Origin of the sequence: Bradyrhizobium macuxiense (assembly GCF_001542415.1) — a bacterium.
GTDB classification, from domain to species: Bacteria; Pseudomonadota; Alphaproteobacteria; order Rhizobiales; family Xanthobacteraceae; genus Bradyrhizobium; species Bradyrhizobium macuxiense.
Window position 1 is genome coordinate 1 of record NZ_LNCU01000019.1, and the last position, 25816, is coordinate 25816.

Here is a 25816-nt window from a genome sequence, read left to right on the forward strand (position 1 = left end):
CCTTCGCGGATCACCCGCAGGCCGTCATCGAGCGGCCCGAGCACGACGGGCCTCGCCTCCACCGTGTTGTCGTCCTTGACCACGAACACGATCTTGCGCGACTGGTCGGTGACGATGGCGGCATCCGGAACCAGCAGCGCCTCGTAGGGCGCGGAGCCGATGATCCGGACCCGGCCGAATTGCCCGGGCAGGATCGAGAGGTCCTTGTTGGGGATGATGGCGCGGCTGCGCAGCGTCGCGGTCGAGACGTCCAGGCGGTTGTCGAGGAAGTCCATCGTGCCGTCATGGGAGGGCTTGGTCTCGCCGGTCAAGGACACCTGCACCGGGTTCGGCGTGTCGCGCGAGCTTGGCCGCTTGCCTTCGAACCAGAGCTTGCTGTTGCGCTGATAGGTCGCCTCGTCGACGTCGAAATAGATGTAGATCGGATCGAGCGATACGATCGAGGTCAGCAGCGTCGCGCCGCTGTCGGCGCCCTGCACGAGGTTGCCGGGGGTCACCAGATGGCGGCTGACGCGGCCGGTGATCGGCGCCAGCACATGGGTGAATTCGACATTGAGCTGGGCGGCCTTCAGCGCGCCTTCGGCCTGCGTCTCGGCGGCGTGGGCCGCCTGCAAGGCCTGGCGGCGCTGGTCGACGACCTGCTCGGAGACTGCACTGGTCTGCACCAGGTTCAAGCCACGGTCGAGCTCGCGCTTGGCAAGCTCCGCCTTGGCGCGCGCATCGGCAAGCTGCCCCTCTGCCTGCAGCGCGACCGCCTCGAACGGGCGCGGGTCGATGGTGTAGAGCAGATCGCCGGCATGGACGATCGCGCCGTCCTTGAACTCGACGGTGTTGACGAAGCCGCCGACGCGGGCGCGGACCTGAACCTCCTCGATCGCCTCGAAGCGGCCGGTGAACTCGTCCCAGTCGGTCACCGTGCGCCTGACCGGCTGCGCCACCGTCACGGGCGGCGGCGGAGGCGCGGCCGCCTGCGATTGTGCCTTGTCATCGCAGCCGCCGAGCGCCAGCGCGAACAGCAGGCCGAACGGCGCAAGGCCGCATCGTGCAAAGCGGCGAAACGAACCGCAATCGAGTCGGGTCGCCGGAGCCGGATGCTCCGCTTTGTCAGTCGCACTCATTCCGTCTCCCCAAGGACCTATAGACCTCCTGCCTTTTCAATCTTCCATAGTGTTCCGCGTGTCGATCGCGGAACCGGAAGCTTCGGCACGATGATGCTTTGGAGAGTGACCTTGCAACGTCGGCGGGTGAAATGGCCTCTCGCCATGGAGTCGATAAACGGGCGTTATTGCCGGTCGCTGTGCGGCGTGACGCCGTACCGAGGAATGCCACGAGCCGCATGGCGCTCACGAATTTCCTTGTTGGGGAGCTTCGACGCTGACTTCGCGGAGCATTCCTGCGGGTTATGGATATGATAGCTTTACCCGAATGGTCGCCGAATTTAATTTCCAACCGCTCCGGCCGGACCGCATGCGGCGCTGAGCTTTCGCACGAATTCCAATATCGCTGCCGATAGCGCGCCAACGGCAGAGTGGGATGCCGCCTCGATCAAGACCGAACGGTATGGCGGTTAACGACGCCGCTTTGCATGACACGCTCAACGCAATGGAAGGATTCTCTATGGCGCCCCACGACAAGGCATCCAGGCTCCGAGAAGTTTTCGTCGCGAGCGACCCCACCAACCATGGTGCGCTGGTTGGTCACGTCGACGCATCTCAGTTTCCTATCGGCGGTCCAGATGGAGCGGGCCACGTATCTCCCGGCCCCAATCCTTACGACCTTCTTAGCGCATCTCTTGCTGCTTGCACCGCAATGACTGTTCGCTTTCACGCCCGGCGCCGAAAATTCCCGCTGGAGCGGGTAGAAGTCGGCGTCAGCTTCCATCACGGCGCGCAGGGCGAAAGAGATTCGTTCGAGCGCACTCTCGTGCTGGAGGGAGAACTCGACGCGCAACAGCGCGCATTCTTGCTGGACGCCGCAAACCTCTGCCCCGTTGGCGAAATTCTCGGCATTGGCGCGGATATTCACTCACGCCCGGACGCCACTAGTTCCGGCCACAACGCAAGCGCTCACGCCAGTTATGAGAATGATCTGGCTGAACTCCAGATCCCGTATATCGATCCGGATTGAGCATCTCTCGCGCCGTCGACCACTGCGCCGGGGTACCGCAGCCTATCATACCCGCGAGGCCACGTCGCAAAAGTGGTTGATCTCATCCATTAGCGGCTCATTGACAACAATCCGGCCGATTCCTGATCTTAGCCAACAGCACCGGTTTTCATCCGTGCGGTCCAATTCTCTCGCGTCCTCCGTGCCCAGAAATCGTGCCCTCGCGGGGCATTCGCTCCGGTTCACTGCTGCGTTCGACGCGCTCTCTTTTTTGCGCGCCGCGTCGATGGCATCGATTCCATAGCTACAGGTCATTGGACCATCGGATTTCGCGGTCGTACTTTTGCTCGTCTGCAAGGGAAAGACATACCACACACAGGGAGATGGACGATGAAGGCAATCGTCGTAGCGGATCAGGCTGCAGGAACGGCCGGGATGACGCTCGTGGAGCGGCCCGAGCCGCAGGCGACGATCAACGACGTCGTCGTTCAGGTTCGTGCGTCAGGATTTGTTCCGACAGAGCTGGCGTGGCCCTCGACCTGGACCGATCGCCTCGATCGTGACCGAACACCGTCGATCCCTGGCCACGAGCTGGCCGGAGTCGTCACCGCGCTCGGCTACGGCACGACGGGTCTGTCGGTGGGACAGCGAGTGTTCGGCCTCGCGGATTGGTATCGCGACGGCACCCTGGCGGAGTACGTAGCCATGGAGGCGCGTAACCTCGCGCCACTGCCGGGCGACGTCGACTTCACGGTGGGCGCGAGTCTGCCAATCTCTGGCCTCACCGCGTGGCAGGGACTGTTCCAGCACGGCCGCCTTCAGGCAGGGCAGAGCGTCCTCGTGCACGGCGCTGCCGGCGCAGTCGGGTCCATGGCGACGCAACTCGCACGATTGGCCGGCGCCTACGTCATCGGCACCGGACGCGCCGTCGATCGTCAGAAGGCGCTCGACTTCAGCGCGCACGAGTTCGTCGACCTCGAGAACGACGTCCTCGAAGACATCGGCGGTGTCGATCTGGTATTCGATGTCATCGGCGGCGACATCGGGAAGCGCTCCGCGCGCCTGATTCGAGCTGGAGGAACACTGCTGTCCATCGTCGGGCCGAGCGAGGCGCGGCCCGCCAACGGCCTGGCGGTCGACTTCGTTGTTGAGTCCGATCGTGCCCAACTGACTGAGATCGTCGAGCGGGTGCGGGACGGACGACTGCGGACGAACATCGGCAACATCGCGACCCTCGACGATGCCGTCGCTGCTTTCAATCCGACCAAGCGGATCAGCGGGAAGACGATCATCCGCGTTCGTCCGTGAACGGCACGCATTCGATGTACAGCGGCCGGCCGCGTCCTATCAGACGCGCCGGGGTCAACCTGGGAAGCTACCCATAGCCGCTGGCATGAGATGTCGAACGGGCTCCATCCCTGCAGCATTTCCAGCAAAGAGCGCGAAGGCACTCGTGTATCTCAACCTATTCCTTCACACATAGGAATCACCATGACCAACGCCGTCATCGAATGTATCCTGAGCCGTAGCTCCGCCAAGTACTACGACCCTGCCGCCAGCCTGAGCGACGGCCAAATCCGCGAGCTGGTGCGAATCGGCACCACCGCGCCGACGTCCTTCCACTTGCAGAACTGGCGCTTCATTGCCGTTCGTTCGCCTGAAGCCAAGGCACGGCTACATCCGATCGCCTGGAATCAGCCCGCGATCACCGAGGCAGCCGTTACCTTCATCATCTGCGGTCAGCTGGCTGATTCCAGCGTAGTACCAGAGCGCCTGGCACCGGTGGTGGAAGCAGGCATCATGCCGGCAAAAATGGTGCCGGAATGGGAAATTCCCGCACGCGGTTTGTATATGGAGTACCCGCAGCGCCAGCGCGACGAGGCAGTTCGCACCGGCACCTTCGGCGCAGCGGCGATGGTCTATGCGGCCCGCTCGCTAGGCCTGGGTTCGACGCCGATGATCGGCTTCGACGCCGAAGCGGTGCACCGCGAGTTCGGACTGGCCGAGGATGAAGTACCGGTCATGTTGTTGTCAGTAGGGGCTGTGCGTCCGGGAAATTGGCCGCAGAAGCCGCGCCGTCCGGTGGCTGATGTGTTGGATATCGTTTGAATATTGGTGAAGCCGGCAACCTACGGAGATCATGATGCCAAGAACTGCAACTCTAAAGCCGGAACAGGTGCCGGCCGATTCGAAGCCGACCCTCGATATGTTCACCAGGAACATCGGGTTCACCCCAAATATGATGGCAACTTTCGCGGCAAGCCCGATCGCGTTCAACTCATGGGCCACCCTGCTCGGCTCCTTGAGCAAGGCGCTCGACGTGAAGACGCGTGACAGCATCGGCCTGGCTGTCTCTGAAGTGAATGGCTGCGACTACTGCCTGACGGTTCACAGCTTTACCGCCGATCACATGGCCAAGCTGCCGGCCAATGAGATCATTCTCGCTCGGAAGGGCCATGCCAGCGACCCGAAGCGGAACGCCGCCATCGAGTTTGCGCGCAAAGTCATCGAGACCCGCGGCAAGGTCAGTGAGGCCGATCTGAAGGTCGTCCGCGATGCTGGCTACACGGATGCGAACGTCATGGAGATCGTCGCGCTGGTGGCCATGTACTCCCTGACGAACTTTTTCAATAACGTGTTCGATCCGGAGAAGGACTTTCCCGCCGTCGCGCCGGCTGGCTCGATCTGAACTCTATCCCGTCACATCGACCATCTCTGAGGTGCTTGGAGCCTTTATGTGATGCGAACGTAACGCCAGAGCCACTTACTCGCCGGCGCAACGACGAGCATGCGCGGGACGAGCTCGAACGCTGCTTCGCCTTCGATGATGGTCATGCCGGAACCGGGGAGACCATAGCGTATGGTCGGCAGCTTGCCTCTATCGATGTGGAGCAGGCTCCGACGGCGAACAGGCACTCGGACAACGAGGCCGACGCTATTTCCATCTACCCATCAGATTGTTGAGATCAGCTCGCGATATTCGCCAAAGCGGTTCGCCTGCCGTATCCAGAAGACCTAGCGGTGCATCAGCTCACATCAGTTCGACGGTCAGAGGCCTTAGGACACCACTGTCCGAGTCCCCGCCCAGATATGAATGGGCAGCAATTCGACGATCAGCTGTTCAGTAGCGAACGAGCCCGAAAAGGCCGAATAGCCCGTCCGCATCCCGCCAAGCCTCAGCAACCCTCCATCCGCCAGAGCGGGCAAGCCGCTCGAAACTCTCCGCAGTATATTTTCGCGAGCTCTCGGTGTGGATGGTTTCTGACGTTCCGAAATGGAACGTGCGCCCGCAGAGCGTAACGCGCTGATCGCACAAGCTGACCAGGTGCATCTCAACGGCTTTATCGATCTCGTTCCAGCGCGCCACGTGCTTGAACTGGTTCAAACGGAAGTCGCCGCCCAGTTCGGTGTTGATCCGCTCAAGGAGATTGAGGTTAAAAGCGGCCGTCACACCTGCGCTGTCGTCATAAGCACGGAGAAGCATATCTACGTTTTTCTGGAGATCGACACCGATGATGGCGCGTCCGTCGTCGCCCAGGTGTCGTCCCATCTGCGTAAGCAAGGTCTTCGCCTCGATCGTGTTCAAATTCCCCATCGTCGAGCCCGGAAAAAATCCAGTCCTGCCGCCGCCGAAGCAATCAAACGGAACCTCAAATACATCCAGGAAATTGCGCTCGATGGGGCGGACCCAGAGCGATGGGAAGCGCGAAGCGATCCTCTTCGAGGTTTCTGCAAGGAAGGTATCGGCGATGTCGATCGGTACGTAGCCTCGCGGGTCACGCAGCCCTGCCAGCACAAGCTCCGTCTTAAGGCCGGCTCCCGCACCATACTCGATGAGAATCGCGCCAGACTCTACAAAATCGGCGATGTCGCTCTGCCGCTCTCGCAAGATCGACGTTTCGGCTCGGGTCAGGTAATACTCATCCTGCCTCGTTATCTCTTCAAAAAGAGCAGATCCGCGCTCGTCGTATAACCAACGGCTCCGCAGTGTCTTCACATCGGCAGATAATCCGCCGACGACGTCTCGGGCAAATGCATTTTCAACAGAGCCGATGCTGCTATTTACGTGAAGCATATTTTCCGCTTTCGATGACACGGCGGATGACGGTCGCGATAACCTCGCGGCCGATGTCATCACCGTGGTTTCTTGCCTGGCGCGGCGCGTATGTTATTTGACGGGCGTCGTCAGCTGCTTGTCATTGGTGTCGAACACGAAGACAGCGAGCAGCTTTGCCGGCTCTGTCTTGCTGGCGTTGCGGCTGATCGAATGGGTCGCGCCCGGCGGTTCGGACCAGCTCTCGCCTGCCCGATAGATGCGCATGTCGCCGTCATTCACCTTCGACTCGATCGCGCCCGAGATCACGTAGGCGAAAATGAAAGCTGACTTCGCGTGGGTGTGGGACGGAGAGGCCGCACCCGGCGCGTAATCGACCTCCACGGCGAGCAGCGACTTGCCAGGGATATTGGGAATGGCCGCCTCGAATTTCTTCGTGACGGTTTCCGCTTCGCTATCATGGGCGTGGATGGGGCCGGCCATCGAGAAAGCGGCGCAGGTGGCAGCGATAATGGTTCGGATCTTCATGGGCTTTCTCCTTCTGCCTATAGGCTGGTCTTCGTTCTTCATTGCTTCCTCTCGGCCTTGCCGGCTCGCTGATTACGGACACCGAACGGGTCAGTCTCGCGGGACGAAGTCGACGTGGGGCCCCGGCTCGATAATGAATACCGCGAGCATGGCGAGAACGCAGGCGACCGCGGCGACAGGCGCATGTCCCGGCCAATCGCCGCAAGCGCGACCATGACGACGCCGCTGCTGACGAACACGAGGCAGCCGCCCAGACTCGACGCGGCGAGCACCTTGGTGCTGCCCTGCGCGCCGACGGCCTTAGGCTCGCAGAGCGCCAGGCCGCGATCGGTCAGGATCAGGGACGCGCTGCTCACGACCTGATCCCTCAGGTGAGGTCGCGCGACTCACGGCGCGCAAGCTCATTGGCGAGCAGCCCGAAGCCGAGCCGCCGCGTCCGTTCGCGGATCACTCCTTGCAACATCGACTCTACCTCAAGTCTCCAAATCGCCGTCACTTCCAGCCCGCGCTGCGCGAGGCCACGGTCGAGCCACGGCCTGCACATGAAGAAAGCGGTCGATCGACACGATCCAAAAGGTGACGTTGAGGCACGAAGAGGACAGACCCCTTCGCCCTTCCCCAATTTCATTACGGACGAACGCGGATGATCGTCTTTCCGCTCATCCGCTTGGTCGGATTGAAAGCGGCGACGGCATCGTCGAGGGTCGCGATGTTGCCAATGTTCGTCCGCAGTCGTCCGTCCCGCACCCGTTGGACGATCTCACCGAGTTGGGCGCGATCGGGTACGAGAACAAAGTCGATAGCCAGGCCGCCGGCGGGTCGCGCCTCGGTCGGCCCGGCGATGGTCACCAGTGTTCCTCCCGGCCGGATCACGGCAGCAGATCGCTTTGCGATGTCGCCGCCGATGACATCGAGCACCAGATCGACACCGCCGACGTCTTCGAGGGCGTCGTTCTCGAGGTCGACGAACTCTTGCGCGCCGAAGTCGACCGCCTTCTGACGGTCAGCGGTGCGTCCGGTGCCGATGACGTAGGCGCCGGCCCCACGTGCGAGTTGCGTCACCATCGACCCGACTGCGCCGGCCGCGCCGTGCACGAGGATGCTCTGCCCTGCCTGAAGACGGCCGTGCACGAACAGTCCCTGCCACGCGGTCAGGCCCGGCATCGCCACGCTCGCACCCACCGTGAAGTCGACGTCGCCCGGCAGTGGCGCGAGGTTGCGTGCCTCGACGGCTACATACTCCGCCAGCGTGCCACCGCGATAAGAATCCGAAAGTCCGAACACGCGCTGTCCCACCGACAGCCCCGTCGTGCCGTAGCCGAGAGCGGTGACCACTCCGGCCAGCTCCTGCCCCGGAATCGACGGTGTTCGGTCACGGTCGAGGCGATCGGTCCACGTCGAGGGCCACGTCAGCTCACCCGAGGTGAATCCCGACGCATGAACCTGAACGACGACGTCGTTGATCGCCGCCTGCGGCTCGGGCCGCTCCACGAGCCTCATCCCGGCGGTTCCCGCAGCCTGATCCGTTACGACGATCGCCTTCATATGAATTGTCTCCTCAGTTCATTCGCCTTGGATACTGCAACGCGCGTTATTCGATCGGACATGGAGCTTCCACAAGCAAAGGAGGGACGGCACATCGACGCCATGCCCGCTTACCGGGTCAGGAACGGAACCGCACTGAAGCCGCTAGGGCAAGGCGACTACCCTTTTTCTCCACGACCACACCTTTTCCCCACGCCATTGAGTGTTATTCTTCGAGTTTGCGCCGGCGCGGCTCGATGAAATATGCGACAGTGGTACGCGTTAGATCGCAGCGCGCGACGAAGTTTTCCAATAGCCGGCATGTATAGTTTCCATAGAAGCGAGGAATGCCGCCGCGACGGCGTCGTGCGGCGAGGCAATAACGATTGTCTATCGATTCGATGGCGAGAGGTGGTTTCCCTCGCCGGGAGTTCGACCGTCACGATTGGAGGCTGCTGTCAGAAGCACCCTCACCTAAAACGAGACTGCGAATGACCCCTCATACAAACGAGAGTCGAAGAGCTTGTCGCCACGACGCGCAGCCGTTTGTAGAGCGGTGCGGCTACGGCGTTATCGACGCAGAGCCCTGCCCGCGAGAGCTCGGGCGGGAAGCGCCGCTTCGGTGCCGGCGCATGGTGCTCACGGCCTGTGTTCTCGCCTCCTCGATGGCGTTCATCGATGGGACAGCGCTACCGGTTGCGTTACCGAGATTGCGCGCTGATTTCGGAGCGGACCTCGCCTCTGTTCAATGGGTCCTCAACGGCTATATGCTGGCCCTCGCCTCGCTGACATTGATCGGCGGCGCGCTCGCGGACGTTTATGGCAAGGCGCGCATGCTCGGGCTTGGTTGCGTCCTGTTCGGTCTGGCGTCCGCGGCTTGCGCCGTGGCGCCTTCGCCCGCCTGGCTGATCGCTGCCCGCGTCGCGCAGGGAGCGGCCGCAGCGATCGTCACCCCCGCCAGCCTCGCCTTGATTGGAGCCACCTTTCCGCGCGAGGAGCGGAACCGGGCGATCGGCCTATGGGCCGCAGCATCGGCTCTCACCACCGCTGGAGGTCCTGTCCTGGGTGGCTGGCTGACTCAAACCTTTGGCTGGCCATCCGTGTTCTGGATCAATCCGCCGCTCGCGCTCGTCGCAGTCGGGCTTCTACTGGTCTTCGCACCCAAGGATGGCCGCATCCAGCGGAGGTTCGACATGATCGGCGCTGCGATCCTTGCTTCGGCGATCGGGGCGCTCGCTTGGGCGCTCAGCCGGATCGGCCCCCAAGCTCAGGCCGCCGCTGACGCTCCAGCCCGGCCGGGCACGGTGCTCATTATTGTCGCCGGGCTTGGCATTGTCGGGCTCGCTATCTACGCATTCTGGGAGCGCAGAAGCGAACACCCGATGACGCCACCTCGCCTGGTCGAGAACCACGCCTTTCTTGGACTGAACGTCGCCACCCTCATGATCTATGCGGGGGTTTCGATCATGTTCTTCCTGCTCCCGTTTGACCTCGTCGACCGCCGCGCGTTGTCATCGACCGATGCCGGACTAGTATTCCTGCCCTTCACACTCGGCGTGGGCCTCCTGTCGGGCGTGTTCGGCAGGCTGGCCGACAAGATTGGCTCGCGGGCCATGCTCATCGCAGGGCCTGCTGGTGCGGCGCTTGCTTATGTCTGGATGGCACTCAGCCAGGAAGAATCGCTGATGCTCAGCGTGTTCGCGCCCATGACGCTGCTTGGCCTGTCCTTCGCCGTACTTGTGGCACCCCTGACCGCGTCCGTCCTGTCGAGCGTTGACCAGACGGACGAAGGGCTCGCGTCCGGCATCAACAATGCGGCGAGCCGGATTGCGCAGCTTGCCGGCGTGGCACTGGCCGCCGGTGTCGCATCTTTCGAGTCCGGCTACCAGGTCGGTCTCGCTGTAGCCGCCGCGACCTCGATCGGCGGCGCCTTTACGGCCGCAATAACCCCGACACCGGCCGCCGCGAAAGCGGACAGCCCGAGAGAGGCTTAGACCGCACGAAATATAGCTGGACTCGAGTGTCCCTAAACCTGGCGGATCACCTCTAACTTCCCCGAAACGGCCTTACGGAGCGGAGTGTCTCCGCCCTCGCTCACCCGCGGCTGCGCAGACAAGAGTTGGGCGGTCCGGCAGCGAGCACATAGCGCAAATATCACCACACGACCTTCGACGCGGCGCCGACGTCCCGCATTTGGACGCTATCTGAACTGACGAGCTCCGCTGATGGCGGCTCCGATCAGAGCGAAGGTCGCTCCGGCGACCAAACAAAGGACCGCGCCATGATCTCCGCCCAAGCCGAAGATCAGTGAGACCAAAGCGGAACCAACTGACCATCCGACGTAGCGAGCTGCGGCATTCATCCCACTTGCAGCCCCGCTACGCCCTATGGGTCCGGCCGTCATCATCGCAGTATTGTTCGGGGTCTGGAAAAGGCCAAAGCCGATACCGCAAAGGGCCAGTCGCCATACGACATCCCACTTCGCCGGAGTTGTCGGCAAGAAGGCCATCAGAAGCAAGCCGGCCGCCAACAACGCCAAACCAATGCTGCAAATCGCCGAAGCGGGATAGCGGATTGTCAAGCGACCGGCAATTGGAGCCGTGATGGCGGTCATGAGCGGCCAGGGCGTGAAGAGAAAGCCGGTCTCCACTGCCGAAAGATGCATCCCCGTCTCAAATAAAAACGGCAAGGAGACGTAAGCCAGAATTTGCGCGGCATAGGAGCAGACAGATGTCCACACCGATAGGGTAAACAGAGGTATGCGGAAAAGATCGAATGGCAGCATCGGCATAGGGTGCTGGAGCTGTTGTCGAACGAAGAGGCTGAAACAGACGAGACCTGCTAGGATCTCTCCCATCGCAATGCGCCCATCGCCAATACCCAGCGTGCCGACGCCGACGACGAAAAGCCCGAATGCTAATGCATTGAGAGCGGTCCCGGTCAGATCGAGAGGGCGAGCAACCCGAACGTCTGGTGGAGCAGCGGCGATAAATAGCGGTACCGCGAGGCCGAAGGGCACATTCACCAGGAACAACCAGGGCCATTTTGCCACGGCAAGTATCGTCGCCGCGATGGTCGGCCCCACTGCTCCGGGTATCGCCACCGCTAATGCGACCAACGCGAAGCCCTTACTGACCATGCGATGCGGATAGATCACGCGTACCAATGCAACGCCGGCCACAGAAACCCCGGCCGCCCCGCCCCCCTGAAGCAAGCGCGTACTCACCAGCATCGGCAATGTTGGAGCGAAAGCACAACCCAACGACGCGAGGACGAAAATAGCTAAACCGGCGGCATAGACGCGCTTCAGACCGAGTGATTCGACCAGACTCGCAACGGGCAACAAGCAGACTGTTGCCGAAAGCTGATAGGCATTCACGACCCAAACAGTCGCCGCGTCACTACTTGCGAATGAACGCGAGATATCCGGTAACGCGATATTCACGATCGCACTTCCGAGGGAACTTAAACCAAGTCCAAGCAAGATGCAGAGCATCGCCCAGCGGCGCTTCGACGCCGTTACGCATTCGACGCCACCCATCAGGATGCAATCTCCGGCGCGATGAGAACAACAATCTTGAAGGCTTCAGCCCGTGTCGCGGGCCGCGCCCGGCTCTCACGAGTAGTCACCGCCGCTCTGCTGACTGAGGTTACCGAGGTAGTCGCGCTTCCCGATCTTCGCGCCGAGGCGCCGAAGAATCGCGTGCGCGATCGAGATGTGGAAGAAGAAGTCGGGCAGCACCAGGTGCCGGATATAGTCATCGCCGCCAAACCACCCTCGCACGATAGGTGGCGTCAGCTCGTATGTGTGGGACTGCGCGCGGGCAATCTCGTCCGGCTGCACGTTTTGCAGGAAGCCGCGCGTCTCGAGGAGCCGCGCCTTCAGTGCCGGGTACACCATGGGGGCGTTATGGGTTGCTGGCGCGTCGCGCTGCATCAGCTTCGCCATGTGCGCGTCGACCTTGTTGCAGCCTACGGAAAACTGCTCTCCGAAAGTCAGCATGTCGGGCGCAAGCCGCTCGCCAAGAATCTTCCCAGGCTCAATCCCCCTGGTCCGCTCGAGCGCTTGGGCGTGGTCGAGATAGTCGTCCATCACGTTCAGTCCGTGCACCATGACAGGGACCGTGATGTCATAGACCGAGAAGGACACGTCGAACTCCATGCGCTCGTTTGTACTCTGAACGTCGGTGGGCCCCGAAAAGTCGATGACCAAAACGAATGATCACAATAGGCTCTTCGACCTCTCGGCCTGCCGCACCAGCTTGCGGGATTCGGCATTGACCTCCGCGAAACCGCGGCAGGAGCGCCCACGCATACGGTCGCCTAGTGACGCAGGACAGGATATCCGTTCACGTAAATCCAGTCCGTGGCCTGGGCGGGCACGTGACACCCCTGGCAATCGGAACGGTAGTCCGTCGAGGTGGTCTTGAGCGGCTTGTCCGCGTCGAACCACGACCATCCCCATCCGTCGCCCCACAACGGGTTGCCGGGGTGCGTTCCCTTGCTGTCTCTCACCATGACGAACCAACCCTTGAGCTTGTCGGCGTGGCTTACCGTGCCGGTGGTCATCTCGTTCGTCGAGGTCGCGAAGACCTCCTTCACCAGAACGGCGCCGTCCGGGAAGTGCCCCGTATTTCGGTAGACATCGATCGCCCCCGGGGATGCGTAGACGGCGTGGATTTCTTTCGAACCCTGGCCGCCGTCGGCGGCAATCGCCCAGCTGCCGAGCGCTTGATATAGGGTTCGGTAGTCCGCCGGCACGCGCAGGTGCCCGGCGGCGTCCGCCACGTTCGCGGTCGGGCCGGCCGGGGTAGCTCCGCTGATCTGCGCGAGCGCCGCCACGGTGCCGGCGGCCAGCGAGACGGCGACAGCCAGGCCGACAATCCTCGGTAACTTCATTGGAGTCTCCTTTGCTGTCCGCGCGCGGCACGGTGACGCGGCGCAGCGGCTTCAATCACTGCTTCAAGCGCTGTAGAGCCGACCGCATGTGCTCGGCCTGCCTAGCGGACCCAAAGATCGAACACCGCCGCCGAAATTAGAAATTCCCTTTGGACATGCATTCGATAGGCGTGAGGTATCGTCCCCTCCGTCCGCGATCAGCCGTCGAGGAGTGAACCGTACTCGGGGTGCCGGGCGGCGTAGGAGGACATGAAGGGGCACCTCGCAATTGCTCTTTTTCCGTCGCGTCGCAACGCTTCGAAAACGCCATGCGCCAGCCTCGATCCGTACCCTAGGCCGGATAGCTCTTGTGGCACCTCCGTGTGAAGCAGGACAACGCGACCGTCTTCGACCTTGTAGTAGGCGACCGCGAGCGCGCTGTTGCTGAGCGGCATTTCAAACCGGCTCATGGCCGGATTGTCCCGAATGTCGCTTTCCATCTTCTGCCTCCCTCACGAGCACGTGGAAGCGGCCTGGCGCAGCGAGGCCAAGATTTGCGCTGGCTCCTCCCGTATCGTGAAGTCGGGCTCGACGAACGCGCTGCGGATCCGGCCTCCTGCGTCGATCACGTAGGTCGCGGGAATGGGCAACATCCACACTGGTGACCCGTGCCGGGCGCCGAAGTCGAAGCCCAGCCTGGAATAGTGCGCTCTGGTCTCGTCGGGCACCCGGAACAGCACGCCGTACGACATGGCAACGCCGTAGTCGACGTCGGAGAGCACCTTCAGATCCAAGCCCAGGCCCCGCTTGAGCTGCCGCGGGAAGTCCCTCGTTTCGGGTGTCACAACTGCGAGGGACGCGCCGACGCTCTCGAACTCATCCTTCGCGGCCTGGAGAGCGCAGAGCTCAGCGGTGCAGAACGGGCACCAGCCGCCTCGGAAGAAGCTCAGGACGAGGGGTCCGTTGCAGCGCAGCTGTTCGAAGGATTGGAGACGGCCGTCGGCGTCCGGCAGGAGGAAGTCTGGCGCGTCGTCTCCGACCTTCAACGCGTGCGATGCCACGTCTGTATCGCGGAGCCAGCCCACGAGGTGGTTGTATGACTCCCAGTCCGCAGCGCTGAACGTCGTCAGCAGCTCGGTGCGAATCCGGGCGAGTGTCTTGTCGGTCTGGTTTGGCATCGGTGGGGAGGCGTCAGGCTGCGGATCGATTGGCTGGAAGTGGTTAGTCGCCGGCGTGCGTGTCGTGGTCATGCGGGCGCGCTCGCCAGTTCCGGGAGCGTTGCGTGCAACATGCCCCGGCCGGGGACTTCGACCGACCAGTCGCGAAGCCGCGCGACCTTGACGAAAGCGTCCAGCGCCGGCGAGTAGCGGCGCCCCTGCACAGCCAGCAGTCGCACCTCCCGCGACACCGGATCGCCTTCGAGCGGAATGGTCTTGAGCGCCGGAAGGCGCGGCATATGTTCAGGCGCGAGTATCACGCCGAAGCCGGCCGCGGCCATGTGTTGCAGGTGCAGGTCGTGACCGCTGCAGTGGCCGAGGTGGGGCGGTTCGTCGGGGAAATACGAGCGCTGGATCTTCGGGGCGACGTCGCATTCGGCGCGTTCCAGCAAGACGGTCTCGCGGAGGTCGTCGATCCCGATCGAGGGACGGTTTGCGAGCTGGTGTGTCGGCGCGAGAACCGCGACATAGCGCTCCTCGAACAGCGACCAATCGTCGATGCGGGCGGGCATGTCCTGCACGTCCCCGACCATTGCGGCGTTGATCTCCCCCTCAAGCAAGAGGTCGACGAGCTTCTCCGCCGCGCCCTCGCGCAACTCGACGTGAAGTCCGGGGACGAACTTTGCGATCTCCGCGATCGGATCGAGGACGAGCGACGCCGAGATCGATGGAGCGAGGCCGATCTTCAGTGGCGCGACCTCCTTGCGTTGGAACTCCTGGGCCCTGCGATGCACCGCCTCTGCCGAGGCCAGCGTGCGCTCCAGCATCGGAAGGACTTCCTTTCCAAGGTCGGTCAGCTGCGTCAGCTGGCGTTCGCGGTAGATCAACTGGCCGCCGAGCTCCTGCTCGAGCTTCTGCACCCCCTTGGTCAGGGCGGGCTGCGTGACATTGCACTGCTCGGCTGCGCGGGTGAAGTTGAGTGTGGACGCGACGGCCAGGAAGTAGCGAACTTGATGAAGCTCCATGCATTGTTCTCCGTCAAGGTGCGGTTGTCTTTACTGACGAGACGACGTGACGGGGCACGTCGCAATCATGGGGCCTAGATGCAACTTGCATGCACACGTTGGAACGGCCCGGTCTATTGATTTGGACGCACGGACACGTCTTCTGGAATCTCTGAGAGCCGGACTAAGACGAATCCCCATTCACGAGTGCGGCTACCACACCCTTTTGCGCCGGATCGCGCTCAATCGCTCCACCTGCAACAAGAGCGTCATAGCGGCCGACGATGGTGGCGGGGGCTGATGGAACGGACGGGCTTGCGATCTGGGGCATCGCCATCTGCCTCAGAAGAGGAATGGATGAACAGCGAGTTCAAGGCCGAGAATGGCGATTACGATCAGAAACCAGCGCCGAAAAGTTGCGGCACTTATGCGCTCACGGACCGTTGTTCCGGCCTGCATGCCCAGCAACGCGGGAATGACCGCGAGGATGGACAAGGTAATATTTCCAAGATGGAAAGCTCCGCCACGAGCCAAGCCCGCCGCAAGTGCAATTGTTGAGACCGTGAACGACAGCCCCAGGGCCTGGATGAGATCGTCTTTGGAGAAGCCGAGGGCCTGAAGATAGGGAACGGCGGGAAGTGTGAAAACCCCCGTTCCTCCGTTGATCAGCCCGGTTGTCAACCCAATGACGGGCGACAGTGGACGCTCGAAGCGCGCAGGAACCGACAATGGCTTCGCGAACAGGCCATGCACCGCATAGACGATCAGGGCGGCGCCCAATCCAACACTTGCGTATGCCGTATTGGCGCTCGTCAGAACCCATGAGCCGGCGAGTGTGCCAGCCATGATGCCGAGCATCATCACCCAAAGCCTTTTTATCAGGGCCAGGACATTCGGCCCCGTGAATAGCTGCCAAAAATTGGTGACAAAGGATGGAATGACCAGCAGCGAAGCTGCGCTGACTGGCGACATGATCGCACCGAGGACACCCATTGCGACGGTGGGCAGGCCCATCCCGGCCACGCCCTTGACGAACCCGGCGAGGAAGAACGTCAACGCGATAATCAGGACGTGCGGCGAAAAGTAATCGTTCATTTTGGCTCACCCGGCCTGGAAAGCGCTGCATTCGAAGATTTCGCGTAAACCGATGGCATCTGCGCACTCATGGTGCGACGATCCGGCGAACGAACCAGCTGTCATCAAGGTGCCACCTCCTCAGTCCCTTGTTTTGTCATCGAAAACCAAGGGGTATGGCGTCGCATGTAGTAGGGTAAGCGCGCGAGCCGAACGTCACAATTGGTAGTTTCCGATGGGAAAGTTCGGCAGAAACGAAGGAAAGGCATTGCGCTTCGATTTGACGGATATGCGGTTGTTCCTGACCGTGGTGGAGCAAGGCAGCCTCACCAAGGGCGCCGAGAGCATGAACCTGGCTCTCGCTTCCGTAAGCGAACGCATTTCCGGAATGGAATTTTCGCTTGGCGCGCAGCTTCTGGAGCGAAACAGGCGGGGGGTCACTACGACTGCGGCCGGTGATGCCCTGATCCGCCATGCCCGTTTGATCCTGGACCAGGTGGAGCAGATGCGTGGAGAGCTGCGTACCTATGGCACTGGCCTGAAAGGGCGCATCAGGCTCTTGTCCAACACGGCTGGGTTGGCTGCTTTTCTACCCCATCAACTCGGCCGATTCTTGGTAGCCTATCCGGATCTTTCTATCGACCTCCATGAACGGCCAAGCAACGAAATTGCGCTGGCCATCGCGGAAGGTCGTGCTGATTTGGGAGTTGTGGCCGACATCGCCGATTTGGCAGCATTGCAAACTCACCTTATCGCGCAAGATCAACTCGTCGTTGTGGCGAGCGAAACGCATCGCATCAGCGATCAACGATCGATAGCCTTTGCGGAAATCGTGGGTGAGCCGTTCGTCGGCTTGTCCGATGCCGCGCTGGAAGCTCATTTGGGAGAACGCGCAGCCCGCCTGGGTCGCCAGATTTACTACCGCATTCAGCTGAGGCGAATTGAGAACATCGCGATGCTGGTTGCATCGGGCATAGGGATTGCAATTTTATCGGAGACGTTCGCAAAAGATCTGGGGCGTCCTGGCTTGGCGATGGTGCCGCTGCAAGAACCCTGCGCGCTTAGGCAGCTTCACCTTTGCGCGCGTGATTTTTCTGCGCTCACGCCGCACGCAGCTTGCTCGCGCAACAGCTCATGGAGTCGAAGGCTGTCATTCCTTAAGCGCTATGGCCGGAGCAGTTGTGCAGCCATTGCACGGTGCAAGTCTTCAATGCCGGCCATTCTCGAGCACGATCCCGGCCGGCAAAAAGGTGACGACAATCCATGTGGGAGGGCAGACCCACTCGCCCCCCGGACAGCGTTCAGATCGAGCCAGCCGGCTCAACGGTGGGATAGTCCTTCTCAGGATCGAACACGTTATTGAAAAAATTCGTCAGGGAGTACATGGCCACTAGCGCGACGATCTCCATGACGTTCGCATCCGTGTAGCCGGCATCGCGGACGGCTTTCACATCGGCGTCACTGACTTTGCCGCGGGTCTCGATGACCTTGCGCGCAAACTGGACGACAGCGTCCCGCTTCGGGTCGCTGGCATGGCCCTTCCGAGCGAGAATGATTTCATCGGCCGACATCTTCGCATGCTTGGCCCCAAAGGTGTGAACCGCCAGGCAGTAGTTGCAGCCATTCACTTCGGAGACAGCGAGGCTGATGCTCTCGCGCGTCTTCAGGTCGAGCGCCTTGCTCAAAGAGCCGCGCAGGGTGGCCCATGAGTTGAACGCGATCGGGCTCAGCGCGAAGGTCGCCAACATATTTGGGGTGAACCCGATGTTCTTGGTGAACGCGTCGAGGGTCGGTTTCGAATCGGCCGGCACCTGTTCCGGGTTTGGCACCGCGGTTCTGGGCATCGTAGTCTCCTTAGGTTTTTGGTTTCAGGGATCTCCTCCACGGCTCGTACCTGGACGACGCAGAGTCGAAATCGCAGCAGGCCGGCCCTTCCCGACGGAGTTGCGTCAGCCGTGGAGGGTCTCGCCGCCCTTGGCATCTGCGTAGTATTGAGGCGCCTCGCGACGGTCGTATTTCCCGTAGTCGCGCACGATCCGCACTTTCCGGACCCTCGCATTGTCATTCAGCGCGGAAGCATCCTCGTAGGCCTGCGCTGCAGCGGCGTCCCTCCAGCTTATGAGCAGAATCAGGTCGCCAGGCGTGAGCACGGCATCGAAGATGTCCCAGGACGTACAGTCGGCGGCCCAAGGGTTCAGTCCGAGCCACTCGGCGCAGTCGTAGGGGTTGTTAGTCTGCTTCCACTCCACGGGGCGCGTCGCGTTGATCAGCGTGACCGCCGCTCCCTCCCCGACTTCGGTCTCGTCGAGCCGCTGCTCCGTGAGGGCGTACCCCGCAGGCACCTGATTGTCGGCTGTGATCTGGCCGACGCGGAGGTGGTAGTCTGCGAGGATTTCGTCGCGGCCCTTCTGCTGGACCTCGTGATGGCGCATGCGGGTGCGCCAGCGGACGAGCGACTTCTCGTCCCGCCAGTTCGAAAGTGAAAGGATCCAGCCTTCGCGAGTGAGGCTCTTGTAGCGGATGTTGTCGACGAAGCCCTCGACCTGCTCCAGCTCGGGGCGCAGCATCTTGGCGCTGTCGAGGTAGTCATCCCAGTTCGCTTCATTGGGGAGGACTTCGAAAATCACTGAAAACATGATCGTATCCCGCTTCTAGAGTTCTGCGACGAAGTCGATCTCGATCTCGGAGTACTCCCGCCATGCGCATCGCCTTCGCCGCAGAAGACCTTCGAGCCGTCGACATCGATCGTCTTGGACAGCATCCGCGTGGCTCCCGTTTCGTTCACTGTTACGTATCCTTGCATTCAGCGCGACAGTGATCGCCGCAGGCCGCACGGATAATCCTGCGTTTGCGAAATTACCCTCTCGCGAAGCGAGAGGGATCGTCTCTCAAGCGCCGTAGCGTTCGGTCTTGATCGCCCCGGCTTCCAGTCCCAAAGCGAGCGCAGCGTCCGCCGCGATGTCGACGAAGGCGTTCGACCCGCACACGAAGGCGCAGCCGGGCGGCACAGGCAGCCGCCCCGCGACGTCAGCGACCATCCTGTCGTCGATCCGCCCGCTGAAGTCGGTGCGGCGCATCGCCGGCTCGCGTGTCAGAGCCAAAGCGAGCACCAGATCGGAAAGCGACCTCTCGAGCTCGAGGAGCTCGTCCCTGAACAGCACGTCACCCCAGGTCCTGGAGGAGAGCAACAGCGCGACCGGCACTGGCTCTCCGCTGGCCTTCCGATACCGGATCATCGCCATGAGCGGCACGACGCCGGAGCCGGCGCCGATCAGGAGCACTGGTTTGTTGGAAGGCCCCGGCCAGAGAAAGTGTCCGCCAAGCGGCCCGCGAAGCTCGATTGTGTCGCCTGCTTGGGCGACGTCGTGGAAGAACGAGGAGACCTCACCGTCCGGGAGGCGCTCGATCGCCAGCTCGATCACCTTGGAATCGCTCGGGGTCGAGGCGATCGAGTAGCTGCGCATGGCAGTGTAGCCGTTGGGCGCAGTCAGCCGCACGTCAACGTGCTGTCCGGCCGTATAGTCGAACGGTTCGGAGAGGCGGAGAAAGAAGCTCTTGATAGCCGGCGTTCTCGTCGCGACCGCGACAATCGCACAGCTCTGCCATCGCGCGGTCGCGGCGATCGCTTCAGTCATTCGTGTAGCGCTGCTCATTCCACGGATCGCCGTACATGTGGTACCCGCGCAGCTCCCAGAAGCCGGCCTCGTCGCGCTCGGTGAATTGAAGCCCGTTCACCCACTTCGCCGACTTCCAGAAGTAGAGATGCGGCACGAGCAGGCGCGCCGGCCCCCCATGGTCGCGCGGCAGCGGCTGGCCTTCGTACTTGAGCGCGACCATCGCCTTCCCCATTGCGAGGTCGGCGAGCGGCACGTTTGTGGAGTATCCGTCGTAGCAATGTGCGAGTGCAAACGGAGTGGGTGCGCCAAGGCAAGCGTCGGCGAGGATGTCGTCAACGGCCACGCCCTCCCAGGCAGTGTTGAGCTTCGACCACGAGGTCACGCAGTGGATGTCTCGCGTCATCTTGGTTCGTGGGAGCGCGTTGAACTCCGACCAGCTCCACGCTTTGACCGGACGAGGTCCGACCTTAAGCGTGAAAGTCCAGTCCGCGGGCTCGATTCGCGGCGTGGGGCCGGCCGTAAGCACCGGGAAATTGTCGACGAGGTGCTGTCCCGGGGGAATCCGGTCCGATGGTTCTGATCCATATTGGCGGCCTGTGAAACCGCGAGTAACCATAGCGGATTTCCTCCGTCGGCGGGTGAAAGGAGCTTAGTCCCGCACAACACGCTAAGCTGCTGTGCGCAGGATGAGCCAGGTACTGGCGAAGCATGGAATCCCGCGCGGCGAATGGGAAATGCCGTCACGCCATGAAGTCGATAGCCGCGCGTTATGATGCCTGTAGGCACGTGAACACCGCTTCGCGGTCGTCGATGGGAAGCGCTCCCACCGCAGCGTGCCAAGCGTCTTTCTGCCATTCCGATAACGATCGGCCATCGACTTCATGTCGAGAGGTGACTTTCTTTTAAGCCGTCCTAGACCCAATGTTCGAGCCGTTGTCGCTCGCCTAGGCGGGCGCGTGGAATCAATCATCTGGCGCGGCCGGCACCCGGGCCCGAGCGGGCGCACGGTCGCGAACGCCGCGTCCCGTCGCCCCTAGGGGAACGTCAGGCCGAAAGCGGCCGGATCGGGCTGCTCGCCTTTCGGGGGGACCAAGAAGCGCTCCAGCCCACCCGGCACGAAGCTGAGCAGCAGGGTCGCTTGGTCGCCGACCACCTCAATTGTATGCGGCACACCGCGGGGAAGAGCCGCGTAGGCGCCCGGCCCCACCTCGACGCGGGCATCGCCGACCCGCGCGATTAGCTGCCCCTGCACCACGTAGAGCAGTTCGTCCTCGCGCGAGTGGGTGTGCAGCGGCGGCTCCTCCCCGGCCCGCACCGTCCACAGGACAGCGCTGTATTCGCCTCCGGTCTGGCTGCTCTCCACTTTCATCTCGACGCTCGAGCCCCCGCTCGAGGTCACCGTCTCGCCGCCGTGGGGCGGCGTGAGAACCGGCTGCTTCACTGACATCTGTAGCCTCCTGACTGTGGACCCTTGTTCGGGTGTCGGAGTGGCGGCGCAACGTTGCCGCTCACGCTCGTCAGCATGGGATTGCGCGCGGCGAATGGAAAATCACCTCTCGCCATGAAATCGATAGCCACGCGTTATAATGGCCGTAGGCACGTGAACATCTCTTCGCGGTCGCCGAGAGTTCCGCTCGGGCGAGTGCTCGCAGAGAGAAGCGCCGCACTCCCTCGGGAGCGCTGCCAAGCGTCTCTCAGCTCTTCCCGATAACGGCCGGCTATCGACTCCATGGCGAGAGGTGATTTTTCTTTGGACCGTCATCGACTCAATCTTCGAGCTGTAGTCGCCCGTCTTCGTGTGCGGGGCCGAAGTCGGCGTTCCGTTGAACGATCGCAAGCCAGGAGGTCCGACATGCAGATCAAAGAGACACCCCACGTTTCCTTCCCCGGCGTGGTCAAGAGCCCTCCGTTGGAGGATGTCATTGTGCTCGCGGACAGCGCGGGCGTCGCGCTTGGAGTACAGCGCGCATTCGGCGCGAGGGTGCGGAGCGTCCGCGATGACGGCAGCGGCCTCGTCGCGTCCAGGTGCGTGGAGATTCCGCTCGTCGGGCGCGGCGGCGAGATCTCCGGGATCCTGTGCCGGACCACCCCGCGGTCCGACACGCGCGGCGTGTTCTCCTCCCGCGGGCCGGAGGGGGCCGGGGCGATAGCGGACGCCGCGCCGTTCGTCGTCCACGATATCAACAACGTTCTCGCCGTGATCGGCGGCGGCCTGCGGCTGCTCGAGTGCCAGGACGATGCCGCCTGCCGAAAGGCCATCGTCGGCAAAATGGAGGAAGCGGTCATGCGAGTTGCGTTGCTCAGCCGGCAGCTCCTCGACGCTGCGCGACCGCGCCCCAAGTCGATCGACGGACTTGTCGAAGGCCGTCGCCTCGCAGCGATGGCGGGCACGCTCGACATGGCGTTGCCTCCAGACATTACAGTCCACGCTGAGATCGCGCCTGATTTATGGGGCTTCAACGCTGATCCGGAAGAGCTGTACTTCGCTTTGCTGAATCTCTGCCGAAACGCGGCCGATGCCATGCCGGACGGCGGCGCGATCACCGTCGCGGCGCGGAACGTCGAGTCTCCCGCTGGCGCGGCCCGGGAGTTCGTCGAGATCATCGTCGTCGACGACGGGGAGGGCATGCCCGAGGAGGTCCTCTCGCAGGCCTTCACCCCGTACTTCACGACAAAGGCCCCAGGCAGCGGAACCGGTCTCGGGCTCCCCCAGGTCCAGCGCTTCGCCGAACGACGAGGTGGCGCGGTCTTTATAGAGAGCGAGCGGGGTGCCGGCACGCTAGTGCGCCTCTTCCTGCCGCGCGTGCACGCAGCTGGGCGACCCGGCAGTGTCGTCGGTACGGAGATCGCGTACACGCCGTCATCGGACGGCGGCGTATTCCACGTCGTCAATCCAGCGGCAGCTATGCCGACGTCTTAGCCGACGCGAACACCTGGAGACCGGTTCAGCGATGGAGCTCATGATCCCGCCCAGCCGCCTCGACCGTCCGGTCAACCACGAGACGGACCACGAGCTCGGCCCCGCCGATGCCGAAATCACGCTCGTCGAGTACGGCAGCTACGCGTGCCCGCACTGCAAGGCTGCCAACGAGTGTATCGCGCAAGCACGCGACCAACTCGGCGACCGCGTCTGCTACGCTTCTCGGCACGGGCTTTCGGCCGTCGTTCGGACCGTCCTTTTCTGGGGAGCTTCACGTCAGGAGCTCATCGAAGAGGCGCCGCGGAGCGCCGGCATGCGAGTATCGTAGCCCGTCGTGTCGTGAAGAGGAGATCTTTCGATGATTCTACCTACCGGTACGACAGTAGCAGTCGCTGACGGCGAGACGATCCGCATGTTCCACAATACAGGCGTGAAACCCGGGGTGCACCTGGTGGAGATCACCGCAGCTTCGCCTGCGCGCGCCCACGCAGGCTCGGGTGCACGGCATCACGTCGGCGCCGCCAACCCCGATGGCAGGCGGCTCGTCGAAGACGACTTCGCGGCAGCGGCGGCCGCATTCCTGAACAAGCTCAGCATGGACGGGACCATAGAACACCTGGTCGTTGTCTCCGACCCGAGGACCCTAGGGGAGATGCGCAAGCACTTCCACCACGACCTGAAAGGCAAGATCATAGGTGAGTTCGCGAAAGACTTCAGCCGGCGACCGCTCGAGGACATCGCCTCACTGATTGCTAACGCCTGACCGCCTCTGGAAGCCCGGGCAAGCCCGTCCTGCCAAAGCCTGCACGCGGCTCTGCACTATCGTATCTGTTGAACGAGTTCGTAGTTTGGTTCTGAATGGTCGCACTTGGGGCGCGCCGTTCAGAGCAAAACAGTGAAACTCATATATCATTGAAATTTCGATGTAATTCATGCCCGCTACTAGCGAGCAGCTGAGCGCTGCTAGCGATGATTCAGTCGCAGCAGAAACTCTCGCTGAGGCCCCGGTTTGTCTGTTTTTGCATAGCCGCGCAGGTTCGTTACGCACATGATCGCACGGAGTTGGAGGCCGTAACCGACATGTTGCTGAAGACGATTGCCGCCGTCGTTTCGAGCGCCACCGTGGCGCTCAAAAAGCCGCACGAGGGAAAACGACTCACTTCGATGGTTCTGGGGTTGCTCAGGCCGTATCGGGGCTGGCTGCTCATCGTTTTCGCCGCCATGCTGATTGAGATCGCAATGAGCCTGGCGGCGCCCTGGCCACTAAAGCTGGTTCTCGATGACGCTCTGGGACGGCACCAATTGCCGGACTGGCTGGCTTGGGCGCATGATTACGGGTTCGGACGACACACCGCTGGCGTCGCGCTGTTTGCCGGCGCCGCAACCCTGCTCATCGCCGTCGTCGGCGCGATCGCGACCTACATCGACAACTACTACACCACCAGCGTCGGCCAATGGGTTGCCAACGATTTGCGCGTACAGATCTACACGCATCTGCATCGGCTGTCGCTGCGCTACTACGACAACGTCAAGACCGGAACCTTGATGTCTACGATCACCAGCGACGTCTCGACCATCCAGGATTTCGCATCCTCCGCTACACTCGATATCGTCGTCGATCTCATCACCATCCTGTTTATGCTGGGATTGATGTTCTATCTGGATTGGGATTTCACGCTGATCGCTGTCGCGCTCGTGCCCTTTCTGCTGGTGTTTCTCTTTCACTTCAAGAAGGCTGTGAAAGAGGTGACACGAACCGTGCGCGCCCGGCAGAGCGAGATTGTTGCAGTCGTACAGCAGGGAATCGGATCGGTTCGTGCAGTAAAGGCATTTGGCCGGCAGGACCTTGAGATAGCGCACCTGGAAGCCGCAAGCCACGCCACAGTGGAAGCTGCGCTGAAGGCGCGCCAGATCAAATCCTTGATGTCACCGACGGTGAGCATTGTTGTTGCGATCTGCACCGGCATTGTCCTTTGGAGGGGGACGTCGCTGATCGTTGCGGGCGCCCTGACGGCCGGAGCGTTGACGGTCTACCTCGCGTACCTGACCAAATTCTTCAAACCGGTAAAAGACTTGGCGAGCATGACCAGCACGATCGCACAGACGACCGTTGCGCTGGAGCGTATTCAAACGATTTTGTCGGCCGACGATGTCATCAACGACCCTGTGGACGGCGTCGATCCTGGACGGATCAAGGGCGCCATCAGCTTCGATAAGGTGGCCTTCGGATATGACGACGTCCCGATACTACGAGAAGTGAGCTTCGAGATAGAGCCCGGTCAGGTCGTCGGCCTTGTCGGCCCCACCGGCTCCGGCAAATCAACTGTACTTAGTCTCTTGCCGCGGTTCTACGAGGCGAGCAGCGGGCGGGTGCTGATTGATGGCCTGGACGTTTCTTCATACAGGCTCGCGACCCTGCGCGCGCAGGTGGGATTCGTGCTACAGGAAACAGTGCTGTTTCGCGGAACGATCCGCGAGAACATCGCCTACGGTTGCCAAGGCGCCACCGAGGAACAGATCGTCGCTGCGGCGAAAGTTGCCAACGCTCATGATTTCATCAGCGCCATGCCGCATGGCTACGATTCGCTGGTCGGCGAACGGGGCGACACATTGTCGGGCGGCCAACGGCAACGTATAGGCATCGCCCGCGCCGTTGTGCGCAACAGCCCGATCATGATTCTCGATGAGCCGACGGCCGCGCTCGACACAGAATCGGAACACCTCGTCATCGATGCATTGCGTCAGCTGATGAAGGGCCGCACGGTTATCATGATAGCTCATCGCCTCAGCACGATCGCCAACGCCGACAAGATCGTCGTGCTGAAGGATGGTGTTGTGGTTGAACAGGGCTCGAACGACGAATTGCTCGCCATGGGCGGGGTTTACGCCGAACTTCACCGCATTCAATACGACACTGCGAACCAGCCTTCCGCGAAAGCCCTCTCGTGATTGCA

The 25816-nt window shown here is 62.1% G+C and carries 27 protein-coding genes; 10 read left to right on the forward strand and 17 right to left on the reverse strand.

The window, feature by feature from the left end; genetic code table 11:
- A partial coding sequence (locus AS156_RS03805) for an efflux RND transporter periplasmic adaptor subunit (protein ID WP_066500219.1) occupies positions 1–1118 on the reverse strand: 1118 nt, incomplete at its 3' end.
- A gap of 442 nt (positions 1119–1560) precedes the next feature.
- On the opposite strand from AS156_RS03805, the gene AS156_RS03810 reads away from it, so the two are divergent.
- From AS156_RS03810 to AS156_RS03825, 4 genes are all read left to right on the forward strand, one after another.
- Entirely contained in the window at positions 1561–2127 is a 567-nt protein-coding gene (locus AS156_RS03810; RefSeq protein ID WP_066500222.1) for an OsmC family protein, read from the forward strand.
- Between the two features lie 369 nt (positions 2128–2496).
- Entirely contained in the window at positions 2497–3414 is a 918-nt protein-coding gene (locus AS156_RS03815) for an NADP-dependent oxidoreductase (protein WP_066500223.1), read from the forward strand.
- A 183-nt stretch (positions 3415–3597) separates the two neighbouring features.
- Positions 3598–4215 carry a nitroreductase family protein gene (locus tag AS156_RS03820; protein WP_066500225.1) on the forward strand — a complete coding sequence of 206 codons (618 nt, stop codon included), beginning with the start codon at positions 3598–3600 and terminating at the stop codon, positions 4213–4215.
- A gap of 34 nt (positions 4216–4249) precedes the next feature.
- Complete coding sequence (locus AS156_RS03825; protein WP_066500606.1) at positions 4250–4795, forward strand: carboxymuconolactone decarboxylase family protein; 546 nt, start codon at positions 4250–4252, stop codon at positions 4793–4795.
- Between the two features lie 432 nt (positions 4796–5227).
- Here AS156_RS03825 and egtD read toward each other — a convergent pair whose 3' ends face one another.
- From egtD to AS156_RS03845, 4 genes are all read right to left on the reverse strand, one after another.
- Positions 5228–6181: an L-histidine N(alpha)-methyltransferase gene (gene egtD / locus AS156_RS03830; protein ID WP_066500228.1), complete on the reverse strand. Its 954-nt coding sequence runs from the start codon at positions 6179–6181 to the stop codon at positions 5228–5230.
- Positions 6182–6274: 93 nt separating this feature from the next.
- A complete protein-coding gene (locus tag AS156_RS03835; RefSeq protein ID WP_066500230.1) occupies positions 6275–6688 on the reverse strand; it encodes a cupin domain-containing protein in 414 nt (137 codons plus the stop codon).
- 38 nt (positions 6689–6726) lie between these two features.
- A complete protein-coding gene (locus AS156_RS03840; protein WP_066500232.1) occupies positions 6727–7044 on the reverse strand; it encodes a hypothetical protein in 318 nt (105 codons plus the stop codon).
- Between the two features lie 271 nt (positions 7045–7315).
- A complete protein-coding gene (locus AS156_RS03845) occupies positions 7316–8233 on the reverse strand; it encodes an NADP-dependent oxidoreductase (protein WP_066500234.1) in 918 nt (305 codons plus the stop codon).
- Between the two features lie 611 nt (positions 8234–8844).
- On the opposite strand from AS156_RS03845, the gene AS156_RS03850 reads away from it, so the two are divergent.
- Complete coding sequence (locus tag AS156_RS03850) at positions 8845–10206, forward strand: MFS transporter (protein ID WP_066500237.1); 1362 nt, start codon at positions 8845–8847, stop codon at positions 10204–10206.
- A gap of 206 nt (positions 10207–10412) precedes the next feature.
- Here the strand turns inward: AS156_RS03850 and AS156_RS03855 are convergent, their stop codons facing one another.
- The 7 genes from AS156_RS03855 to AS156_RS03885 form a co-directional block, all read right to left on the reverse strand.
- Positions 10413–11753 carry an MFS transporter gene (locus AS156_RS03855; protein ID WP_066500240.1) on the reverse strand — a complete coding sequence of 447 codons (1341 nt, stop codon included), beginning with the start codon at positions 11751–11753 and terminating at the stop codon, positions 10413–10415.
- A gap of 75 nt (positions 11754–11828) precedes the next feature.
- Positions 11829–12374: a DUF1993 domain-containing protein gene (locus tag AS156_RS03860; RefSeq protein WP_136625991.1), complete on the reverse strand. Its 546-nt coding sequence runs from the start codon at positions 12372–12374 to the stop codon at positions 11829–11831.
- Positions 12375–12535: 161 nt separating this feature from the next.
- Entirely contained in the window at positions 12536–13111 is a 576-nt protein-coding gene (locus AS156_RS03865; RefSeq protein WP_066500243.1) for a cytochrome P460 family protein, read from the reverse strand.
- Between the two features lie 197 nt (positions 13112–13308).
- Positions 13309–13590 carry a GNAT family N-acetyltransferase gene (locus AS156_RS03870; RefSeq protein WP_066500245.1) on the reverse strand — a complete coding sequence of 94 codons (282 nt, stop codon included), beginning with the start codon at positions 13588–13590 and terminating at the stop codon, positions 13309–13311.
- 12 nt (positions 13591–13602) lie between these two features.
- On the reverse strand, positions 13603–14340 hold the full coding sequence (locus tag AS156_RS03875; RefSeq protein WP_066500250.1) for a peroxiredoxin-like family protein: 738 nt from the start codon (positions 14338–14340) through the stop codon (positions 13603–13605).
- The gene (locus AS156_RS03880; RefSeq protein WP_066500253.1) at positions 14337–15272 is read right to left on the reverse strand and encodes a LysR family transcriptional regulator; all 936 of its coding nucleotides are present in this window, start codon (positions 15270–15272) and stop codon (positions 14337–14339) included. The genes AS156_RS03875 and AS156_RS03880 overlap by 4 nt, the downstream gene beginning before the upstream one ends.
- Before the next feature lie 321 nt (positions 15273–15593).
- On the reverse strand, positions 15594–16346 hold the full coding sequence (locus AS156_RS03885) for a sulfite exporter TauE/SafE family protein (RefSeq protein ID WP_066500255.1): 753 nt from the start codon (positions 16344–16346) through the stop codon (positions 15594–15596).
- A gap of 214 nt (positions 16347–16560) precedes the next feature.
- On the opposite strand from AS156_RS03885, the gene AS156_RS40250 reads away from it, so the two are divergent.
- Positions 16561–17688, forward strand: a complete 1128-nt coding sequence (locus AS156_RS40250; protein WP_245312538.1) for a LysR substrate-binding domain-containing protein — start codon at positions 16561–16563, stop codon at positions 17686–17688.
- Here AS156_RS40250 and AS156_RS03895 read toward each other — a convergent pair.
- The 5 genes from AS156_RS03895 to AS156_RS03915 all read right to left on the reverse strand — a co-directional run bounded on the left by AS156_RS03895 (position 17627) and on the right by AS156_RS03915 (position 21389).
- A complete protein-coding gene (locus AS156_RS03895; protein ID WP_066500259.1) occupies positions 17627–18169 on the reverse strand; it encodes a carboxymuconolactone decarboxylase family protein in 543 nt (180 codons plus the stop codon). The two genes, AS156_RS40250 and AS156_RS03895, sit on opposite strands and share 62 nt — an antisense overlap.
- A 105-nt stretch (positions 18170–18274) precedes the next feature.
- The gene (locus AS156_RS03900) at positions 18275–18961 is read right to left on the reverse strand and encodes an antibiotic biosynthesis monooxygenase family protein (protein ID WP_066500262.1); all 687 of its coding nucleotides are present in this window, start codon (positions 18959–18961) and stop codon (positions 18275–18277) included.
- Positions 18962–19213: 252 nt separating this feature from the next.
- Entirely contained in the window at positions 19214–19960 is a 747-nt protein-coding gene (locus tag AS156_RS03905; RefSeq protein WP_066500266.1) for a ferredoxin reductase, read from the reverse strand.
- Complete coding sequence (locus tag AS156_RS03910; RefSeq protein WP_066500268.1) at positions 19953–20558, reverse strand: sulfite oxidase-like oxidoreductase; 606 nt, start codon at positions 20556–20558, stop codon at positions 19953–19955. The genes AS156_RS03905 and AS156_RS03910 overlap by 8 nt, the downstream gene beginning before the upstream one ends.
- 417 nt (positions 20559–20975) lie before the next feature.
- Positions 20976–21389 (reverse strand): cupin domain-containing protein, encoded by a 414-nt coding sequence (locus AS156_RS03915; protein ID WP_066500273.1) that lies wholly within the window; start codon positions 21387–21389, stop codon positions 20976–20978.
- A gap of 405 nt (positions 21390–21794) precedes the next feature.
- Between AS156_RS03915 and AS156_RS03920 the strand changes: the two genes are divergently transcribed.
- From AS156_RS03920 to AS156_RS03935, 4 genes are all read left to right on the forward strand, one after another.
- Complete coding sequence (locus AS156_RS03920) at positions 21795–22862, forward strand: two-component system sensor histidine kinase NtrB (RefSeq protein ID WP_066500279.1); 1068 nt, start codon at positions 21795–21797, stop codon at positions 22860–22862.
- Between the two features lie 31 nt (positions 22863–22893).
- Entirely contained in the window at positions 22894–23190 is a 297-nt protein-coding gene (locus AS156_RS03925; RefSeq protein WP_066500283.1) for a thioredoxin domain-containing protein, read from the forward strand.
- Positions 23191–23220: 30 nt separating this feature from the next.
- Positions 23221–23625, forward strand: coding sequence for a baeRF12 domain-containing protein (locus AS156_RS03930; RefSeq protein ID WP_066500285.1), 405 nt, complete (start codon positions 23221–23223; stop codon positions 23623–23625).
- Between the two features lie 317 nt (positions 23626–23942).
- On the forward strand, positions 23943–25811 hold the full coding sequence (locus AS156_RS03935; RefSeq protein ID WP_136625992.1) for an ABC transporter ATP-binding protein: 1869 nt from the start codon (positions 23943–23945) through the stop codon (positions 25809–25811).
- Positions 25812–25816: the final 5 nt, after the last annotated feature.

Excerpts from the sequence above, each read along its gene's own strand:
- AS156_RS03845 (WP_066500234.1), bottom strand. The coding sequence starts at position 8,233 with ATGAAGGCGATCGTCGTAACGGATCAGGCTGCGGGAACCGCCGGGATG.
- AS156_RS03865 (WP_066500243.1), bottom strand. The coding sequence starts at position 13,111 with ATGAAGTTACCGAGGATTGTCGGCCTGGCTGTCGCCGTCTCGCTGGCC.
- AS156_RS03815 (WP_066500223.1), top strand. The coding sequence starts at position 2,497 with ATGAAGGCAATCGTCGTAGCGGATCAGGCTGCAGGAACGGCCGGGATG.
- AS156_RS03880 (WP_066500253.1), bottom strand. The coding sequence starts at position 15,272 with ATGGAGCTTCATCAAGTTCGCTACTTCCTGGCCGTCGCGTCCACACTC.
- AS156_RS03855 (WP_066500240.1), bottom strand. The coding sequence starts at position 11,753 with ATGGGTGGCGTCGAATGCGTAACGGCGTCGAAGCGCCGCTGGGCGATG.
- AS156_RS03900 (WP_066500262.1), bottom strand. The coding sequence starts at position 18,961 with ATGTTTTCAGTGATTTTCGAAGTCCTCCCCAATGAAGCGAACTGGGAT.
- AS156_RS03930 (WP_066500285.1), top strand. The coding sequence starts at position 23,221 with ATGATTCTACCTACCGGTACGACAGTAGCAGTCGCTGACGGCGAGACG.
- AS156_RS03835 (WP_066500230.1), bottom strand. The coding sequence starts at position 6,688 with ATGAAGATCCGAACCATTATCGCTGCCACCTGCGCCGCTTTCTCGATG.
- AS156_RS03915 (WP_066500273.1), bottom strand. The coding sequence starts at position 21,389 with ATGTCAGTGAAGCAGCCGGTTCTCACGCCGCCCCACGGCGGCGAGACG.
- AS156_RS03870 (WP_066500245.1), bottom strand. The coding sequence starts at position 13,590 with ATGGAAAGCGACATTCGGGACAATCCGGCCATGAGCCGGTTTGAAATG.
- AS156_RS03935 (WP_136625992.1), top strand. The coding sequence starts at position 23,943 with ATGTTGCTGAAGACGATTGCCGCCGTCGTTTCGAGCGCCACCGTGGCG.
- AS156_RS03920 (WP_066500279.1), top strand. The coding sequence starts at position 21,795 with ATGCAGATCAAAGAGACACCCCACGTTTCCTTCCCCGGCGTGGTCAAG.
- AS156_RS03925 (WP_066500283.1), top strand. The coding sequence starts at position 22,894 with ATGGAGCTCATGATCCCGCCCAGCCGCCTCGACCGTCCGGTCAACCAC.
- AS156_RS03910 (WP_066500268.1), bottom strand. The coding sequence starts at position 20,558 with ATGGTTACTCGCGGTTTCACAGGCCGCCAATATGGATCAGAACCATCG.
- AS156_RS03810 (WP_066500222.1), top strand. The coding sequence starts at position 1,561 with ATGGCGGTTAACGACGCCGCTTTGCATGACACGCTCAACGCAATGGAA.
- AS156_RS03860 (WP_136625991.1), bottom strand. The coding sequence starts at position 12,374 with ATGGAGTTCGACGTGTCCTTCTCGGTCTATGACATCACGGTCCCTGTC.
- AS156_RS03895 (WP_066500259.1), bottom strand. The coding sequence starts at position 18,169 with ATGCCCAGAACCGCGGTGCCAAACCCGGAACAGGTGCCGGCCGATTCG.
- AS156_RS03875 (WP_066500250.1), bottom strand. The coding sequence starts at position 14,340 with ATGACCACGACACGCACGCCGGCGACTAACCACTTCCAGCCAATCGAT.
- AS156_RS40250 (WP_245312538.1), top strand. The coding sequence starts at position 16,561 with ATGGGAAAGTTCGGCAGAAACGAAGGAAAGGCATTGCGCTTCGATTTG.
- AS156_RS03885 (WP_066500255.1), bottom strand. The coding sequence starts at position 16,346 with ATGAACGATTACTTTTCGCCGCACGTCCTGATTATCGCGTTGACGTTC.
- AS156_RS03905 (WP_066500266.1), bottom strand. The coding sequence starts at position 19,960 with ATGACTGAAGCGATCGCCGCGACCGCGCGATGGCAGAGCTGTGCGATT.
- AS156_RS03820 (WP_066500225.1), top strand. The coding sequence starts at position 3,598 with ATGACCAACGCCGTCATCGAATGTATCCTGAGCCGTAGCTCCGCCAAG.
- AS156_RS03850 (WP_066500237.1), top strand. The coding sequence starts at position 8,845 with ATGGTGCTCACGGCCTGTGTTCTCGCCTCCTCGATGGCGTTCATCGAT.
- egtD (WP_066500228.1), bottom strand. The coding sequence starts at position 6,181 with ATGCTTCACGTAAATAGCAGCATCGGCTCTGTTGAAAATGCATTTGCC.
- AS156_RS03825 (WP_066500606.1), top strand. The coding sequence starts at position 4,250 with ATGCCAAGAACTGCAACTCTAAAGCCGGAACAGGTGCCGGCCGATTCG.